This is a genomic window from Cellulomonas sp. Leaf334 (assembly GCF_001424195.1).
Lineage (GTDB): Bacteria > Actinomycetota > Actinomycetes > Actinomycetales > Cellulomonadaceae > Cellulomonas.
The window spans coordinates 938530-944668 of record NZ_LMOO01000005.1; the positions used below are offsets into that span (position 1 = coordinate 938530).

At 70.7% G+C, this 6139-nt stretch carries 5 protein-coding genes and 2 pseudogenes; all 7 read right to left on the reverse strand.

Annotation, left to right across the window (positions count from 1 at the left end):
- Window position 1: 1 nt before the first annotated feature.
- Complete coding sequence (locus ASF78_RS14625; RefSeq protein WP_056590678.1) at window positions 2–1225, reverse strand: pyridoxal phosphate-dependent aminotransferase; 1224 nt, start codon at window positions 1223–1225, stop codon at window positions 2–4.
- A 73-nt stretch (window positions 1226–1298) separates the two neighbouring features.
- The gene (locus tag ASF78_RS14630) at window positions 1299–1427 is read right to left on the reverse strand and encodes a hypothetical protein (protein ID WP_056590681.1); all 129 of its coding nucleotides are present in this window, start codon (window positions 1425–1427) and stop codon (window positions 1299–1301) included.
- Window positions 1428–1558: 131 nt separating this feature from the next.
- Window positions 1559–2074, reverse strand: coding sequence for a hypothetical protein (locus ASF78_RS14635; protein ID WP_056590683.1), 516 nt, complete (start codon window positions 2072–2074; stop codon window positions 1559–1561).
- A 132-nt stretch (window positions 2075–2206) separates the two neighbouring features.
- Window positions 2207–4939: a bifunctional acetaldehyde-CoA/alcohol dehydrogenase gene (gene adhE, locus ASF78_RS14640; protein ID WP_082495071.1), complete on the reverse strand. Its 2733-nt coding sequence runs from the start codon at window positions 4937–4939 to the stop codon at window positions 2207–2209.
- Window positions 4940–5106: 167 nt separating this feature from the next.
- A partial coding sequence (locus ASF78_RS23085) for a non-reducing end alpha-L-arabinofuranosidase family hydrolase (RefSeq protein ID WP_255354816.1) occupies window positions 5107–5346 on the reverse strand: 240 nt, incomplete at its 5' end.
- A 1-nt stretch (window position 5347) separates the two neighbouring features.
- Window positions 5348–5632 (reverse strand): annotated as a pseudogene (locus ASF78_RS23090) (non-reducing end alpha-L-arabinofuranosidase family hydrolase); the annotation flags it as partial.
- A 76-nt stretch (window positions 5633–5708) separates the two neighbouring features.
- Window positions 5709–6139: pseudogene (locus ASF78_RS23095) on the reverse strand (non-reducing end alpha-L-arabinofuranosidase family hydrolase); the annotation flags it as partial.

A 6139-nucleotide genomic window follows, 5' to 3' on the forward strand; every position in this document is an offset into this window, starting at 1 on the left:
GTCAGTCCCGGTGGAGCCGGTGCAGGCCGGCGACGGCCTGCGTCAGCACCTCGTCGCGCTTCACGAACGTGAACCGCACCCAGGACCGCAGCGCACGGTCGACGTCGGAGCCCGCGTGCGTGAAGGCGGTGACGGGCACGCCCACCACTCCCGCCAGCCCGGGCAGGTCCCGGCACAGGGCGACCCCGTCGGTGTACCCGAGGGGCGCGGCGTCGGCGAGCACGAAGTAGGTGCCCTGCGGTCGGACGACGGTGAAGCCGGCGTCCTCGAGCCCCGCGCAGAGCAGGTCGCGGCGTCGGGACAGCGAGTGCGCGAGCTCGACCACCCAGGCGGCGACGCCGGGGTCCCGCAGGGCGAACGCGACGGCGGGCTGGAACGGCGCACCGTTGACGTACGTGAGGAACTGCTTGACGGTCCGGACGGCCGCGACGAGCGGCTCCGGCCCGGTGACCCAGCCGATCTTCCAGCCGGTGAACGAGAACGTCTTGCCGGCCGAGGAGATGGTCAGCGTCCGCTCCGCCATGCCGGGCAGGGTCGCGACGGGGATGTGGGTCGCGCCCGAACCGTCGAGGACCAGATGCTCGTACACCTCATCGGTGACGACCAGGGCGTCGTGCTCTACCGCGAGCCGCGCGATCGCGGCGAGCTCGTCGCGGGTCAGGACCGTGCCGGTGGGGTTGTGCGGGGTGTTCACCAGGACCAGCCGGGTCCGGGGCGTGAACGCGGCGGCGAGGGCGCCGAGGTCGAGGCGGAAGCCGTCGGCGGTCGCGACCAGCGGGGCGGTGGTGTGGGTGGCGCCCGCGAGCGCGACGACGGCCGCGTAGGAGTCGTAGAAGGGCTCGAGCGTGAGGACCTCGTCGCCGGGACCGGCGAGCGCGAGCACGGTCGCGGCGATGGCCTCCGTCGCGCCGGCGGTGACGAGCACCTCCCGGTCGGGGTCCCACGCCAGCCCGTAGTGCGCGGACTGGTGCTCGGCGACGGCCTCGCGCAGGGCGGGGATCCCCGGGCCGGGAGGGTACTGGTTGGCGCCCGCGGCGATCGCGTCCGCGGCGGCCCGGGCGACCGAGGCGGGGCCGTCCACGTCGGGGAAGCCCTGCCCGAGGTTCACCGCCCCGGTGCGCGCGGCGAGCGCCGACATCTCGGCGAACACGGTCGCCCGGGGGACGCCGTCGTCGCCCATCAGCCCGGTCGCACGGGCGACGTCCTGCCAGCGGGGAGGGGTCATGCGACGAGATTAGGGGGTAGGTCCGAGGACGTCGGGGTGACCCGTCGGCGACGGGTCGGGAGCGCTGGTGCGCTCAGACCACCAGTCCGGCCGCGGCGGTCAGGCCCGCGACCACGACCAGGGCGAGGGACGCCCAGGCTCCGACGATCCACCACTCCACGTGGTGTCGCCGCAGAACCCGCTGCGCCTGTCGTTGGGACATGCTCTGAAGATCGGCACGGGAGCGCCCAGGTACAACATCCCGCGCCGACGAGCGTGGAATTCACCCGGACACCACGCAACGGATCGCCGTCCGGGCACAGCCGGACGGCGATCCCTGCCGTGCGAGGGGGATCAGCCTGCGGCCGCACCTTCGAGCTTGTCGCCGAGGGTGGTGAGCTGCTGGGCGAGCTGGTCGAGCGAGGCGGCGGCCTCACCGGCGGCGTTCGCCTTGGCGGCGTCGAGCTCGGCCTGGGCGTCGGCGACCTGCGCCTGGGCGTCGGCCAGCGCCTGCTGCGAGGCGGCGGCCCCTTCGGCCTGCGCCTGGTCGAGCGCGGCCTGCGCGTTGCCGACGGCGGCTTCCGCGTCGCCGACGGCCTTCTCCGCCTCGGCCTTCGCGGAGTCGTCGAGCGTGCCGAGCTGCGCGCGGGCGTCGGCGATCTTCTGCTCGGCCGCGTCGGCCTCCGCCTTGGCCTCGTCGACCTGGGCCTTGAGGTCGTCGATGGCGCTGCGGGCCTCACTGGCGGCGTCCTTGGCCTGCTGCGCGGCGTTGTCGATGTCCGCGTCGGAGCAGGCGGACAGACCGAGGGCGAGCGCGGCGGCGACGAGGGGGGTGGCGACGCGGGTGAGTCGGGTGCGGGTCGGGCTCATGAAAAGTCCTCCGGGGTGGGCGTGGGGGAGCGGGGTCCGGGCCCACAGTCTGCCCGGGGTCGCGCCGACGCGCCCACCGGGGACGCGCCGACGCCCCGCCCGGAGGGGAGCAGGGCGTCGGTGGGCGAGCGGCTACGACACGGGGGTCAGGCCGGCCGTGGGCTGCTCGCTGCGGCGGCTGCGGACGTCGGTCAGCGACGTGCCGTAGTAGGCCGCGGTCATCAGGTCCTTCATGTCCTCGATCATCGGCATCCGCGGGTTCGCGGGGGCGCACTGGTCCTCGTAGGCACCCATCGCGACCTCGTCGAGCCGGGCGAGGAACTCGTGCTCGTCGACGCCCTGGGCGTGGAACGAGGACGGGATGCCGACGCGGGCCCGCAGCGACTCGACGGCCAGCGCGTAGGACTCGACGCCCTCGGCGGGGGTGGCCGCGGGGAGCCCGAGCATCGCGGCGAGCTGCTGGAACCGCTCGGGTGCGACGTAGTGCTCGTACTTCGGCCAGCTCGTCAGCTTGGTGGGGACCGTGCCGTTGTAGCGGATGACGTGCGGCAGCAGGGTCGCGTTCGTGCGGCCGTGCACCAGGTGGTACGTCGAGCCGACGACGTGGGCCATCGCGTGCACGATGCCGAGGAACGAGTTCCCGAAGGCCATCCCGGCGATCGTGCCGGCGTTGTGCATGGTCTCGCGGGCGTCCTGGGTCGCCGGGTCGGCCGGGTCGCCGTTCACCGACGCCGCCAGGTTCTCGAAGATCAGGCGGACGGCCTGCATCGCCATGCCGTCGGTGAAGTCGTTGGCGTAGACGCTGACGTACGCCTCGGTGGCGTGCGTGAGCGCGTCGAAGCCGGAGTCCGCCGCCAGCGAGGGCGGCATCTTCGCGGTCAGGACCGGGTCGATGATCGCGACGGACGGGGTCAGCGCGTAGTCGGCCAGCGGGTACTTCTTGCCGGCGTCCGGGTCGCTGATCACCGCGAACGGCGTCACCTCGGCGCCCGTGCCCGACGTCGTCGGGATGCAGACCAGCTGCGCGAGCTCGCCCAGCACCGGGAACTTGAACGCGCGCTTGCGGACGTCGAAGAACTTCTGCTTGAGGTCGGAGAAGTGGATCTCCGGGTGCTCGTAGAGCAGCCACATGACCTTGGCGGCGTCCATCGGCGACCCGCCACCGAGCGCGATGATCGTGTCGGGCCGGAAGTGGCGCATCTGCGCGGCGCCCGCCTGGACGGTGCGCACGGACGGCTCGGCCTCGACCTGGTCGATGATCTGCAGGGCGACCTTCGACGAGCGGCGGTTGAGGACGTCGATGATCTTGTCGACGAAGCCGAGGGTCGTCATGGTCGCGTCGGTCACGATGGTCACGCGCTCGACGTCGGGCATGTCCGCGAGGTACCGGATGGCGTTCGGCTCGAAGTAGGTCTTCGCCGGCACTTTGAACCACTGCAGGTTGTTGTTCCGGCGGCCGATCCGCTTGATGTTCACCAGGTTCACCGCCGAGACGTTGTTGGACACGGAGTTGTGGCCGTACGAGCCGCAGCCGAGCGTCAGCGACGGGATGAACGCGTTGTAGATGTCGCCGATGCCGCCCAGCGACGAGGGTGCGTTCGCGATGACCCGGACGGCCTTGACGCGGCTGCCGAACTCCTCGGTGAGCGCGTCGTCCTGGGTGTGGATCGCGGCGGAGTGACCCAGGCCGTCGAACTCGACCATCTTCTCGGCGAGCTGGATGCCGTGCTCGGTGGACTCGGCACGCAGGACGGCCAGCACCGGGGCCAGCTTCTCGCGCGTCAGCGGCTCCTGCGGCCCGACCCCGCTGACCTCGACCAGGATGATCGAGGTGTCCTCGGGGACCGTGAAGCCCGCCTGCTGGGCGATCCACTGCGGCGTCTGGCCGACGACCGCCGCGTTGAGCTTCGCCTCTCCACAGTTCTTGCCGTTGGCCTTGACCCCGAAGATGAACGACTCGAGCAGCGCCTTCTCCTTGGCGTTCGCCCGGTAGGCGTGCAGGGTGGCGAACTCGGCGAGCGCCGCGTCGTAGATGACGTCGTCGAGGATGACGGCCTGCTCGGAGGCGCAGACCATGCCGTTGTCGAACGCCTTGGACAGCACGACGTCGTTGACGGCCCGCTTCAGCTTCGCGGTCTTCTCGATGTAGGCGGGAACGTTCCCCGCGCCGACGCCGAGCGCGGGCTTGCCGCACGAGTACGCGGCCCGGACCATCGCGTTGCCGCCGGTGGCCAGGATGAGTGCGACGCCCGGGTGGTTCATCAGGGCGGTGGTCGCCGCGATCGAGGGCGTCTCGACCCACTGGATGCAGTGCTCGGGCGCACCGGCGGCCACGGCGGCGTCGCGCACCACGCGGGCGGCGGCGACGGAGGACTCCTGCGCGCTCGGGTGGAAGGCGAACACGATCGGGTTGCGGGTCTTCAGTGCGATGAGCGACTTGAAGATGGTCGTGGAGGTCGGGTTGGTCACCGGGGTGACGCCGCAGACCACGCCGACGGGCTCGGCGATCTCGGTGATGCCCGTGAGGTCGTCGCGGGAGACGATGCCGACGGTCTTGAGCGACGCCATCGAGTTCGTCACGTGCTCGCACGCGAAGATGTTCTTCACGGCCTTGTCCTCGAAGACGCCGCGGCCGGTCTCGTTCACTGCCAGGAGGGCGAGCTCACCGTGCTTGTCCAGGGCGGCGACGGACGCCTTCTTCACCAGGTGGTCGACGTCCTCCTGCGTGAACCGCGCGTACTCGGCCAGGGCCTTGGTGGCCTGGGCGACCAGCTGGTCGATCGCGGGAGCGGGGTCGGCCGGTGCGGGCGCGGGGCGCCCGTTCGCGGCAGTGGTGCGGGACGTGGCGTGATCCGTGACGGTCACCGTTCTTCTCCCTGTCGAGGCCGTGGGTCGACGTGCGACCCGGTGACCTCGACGTTACGGACGGGGGAGGGTGCCCGTGATGGGCCGAAAGTCCTCGGCGGACGTCCGGCCGCCGTCCCGAGGGGACGACGGCCGGACGCGTGGCTCAGGATCTCGCCGTCACACCGTCAGCGCTGCAGGGTCAGCAGACCCGGCCGGTAGGGCAGCAGGCCGTAGTCCCCGCCGGAGCTGGGAGAACGTCCCTGGTAGAGCAGCTGCAGGTTGCAGGGGTCGATGGTCATGGTCTGGTCGGCGCTGGTCCGGATGAGCTCACCGTGGCTGATGTCGTTGGTCCATGTCGCGCCGCTGTTGGCCTTGCCGGCGAACGGGTTGCTCTCGGACGCGGCCTGCGGCGTCCAGGAGCCGGANCTCACCGTGGCTGATGTCGTTGGTCCATGTCGCGCCGCTGTTGGCCTTGCCGGCGAACGGGTTGCTCTCGGACGCGGCCTGCGGCGTCCAGGAGCCGGACAGGCTCGACGAGGTGAACGAGCGGAAGTACCGGCCGTTGGACCCGATCGCCTCGACGATCATCAGGTACTGGTTCTGGTCCTTGATCTTGTAGACCTGCGGGCCCTCGAACAGGTTGTTCGTGGTGTCGGTCATGATCGTGGTGTACGAGGAGCCGAAGTTGCCCGGGAAGTTCCCGATCGGCATGCTCGCGCGGTAGATCCGCCTCGAACAGGTTGTTCGTGGTGTCGGTCATGATCGTGGTGTACGAGGAGCCGAAGTTGCCCGGGAAGTTCCCGATCGGCATGCTCGCGCGGTAGATCCGCCCGTTGTCGCCGGCGAAGAACAGGTACATGTTCGAGCCGTCAGCGATGAGGGCCTGGTCGATCGGACCGGTCCCGGAGTTGGTGATGCTGCCGGTGAACAGGGTCTGGGCCGAGGACCAGCCGTTGGGGTTGGTCGGGTCGCTGGAGGTCTTGTAGGAGAACGCCCCGTTGCCGCCCCACTGGTAGGCCAGCACCCAGATGTTCTTCGGGGCGAAGTAGAACAGCGAGGGTGCCACGGTCCCGGAGGACATGGCGTTCTGCGAGGCGGAGCCCAGCTCGGAGAAGTTGTTCACSAGGCTGAAGTTCATCGACCCCCACGACGAGCCGTTGTCGTGCGTCGTGGCGTAGACGAGGTGCTTGCCGTTGTACGGGGCCGTGGTGAAGTCCT

Coding starts and splice junctions, on each gene's coding strand:
- ASF78_RS14625 (WP_056590678.1), bottom strand. CDS start 1,225: ATGACCCCTCCCCGCTGGCAGGACGTCGCCCGTGCGACCGGGCTGATG.
- ASF78_RS14630 (WP_056590681.1), bottom strand. CDS start 1,427: ATGTCCCAACGACAGGCGCAGCGGGTTCTGCGGCGACACCACGTGGAG.
- ASF78_RS14635 (WP_056590683.1), bottom strand. CDS start 2,074: ATGAGCCCGACCCGCACCCGACTCACCCGCGTCGCCACCCCCCTCGTC.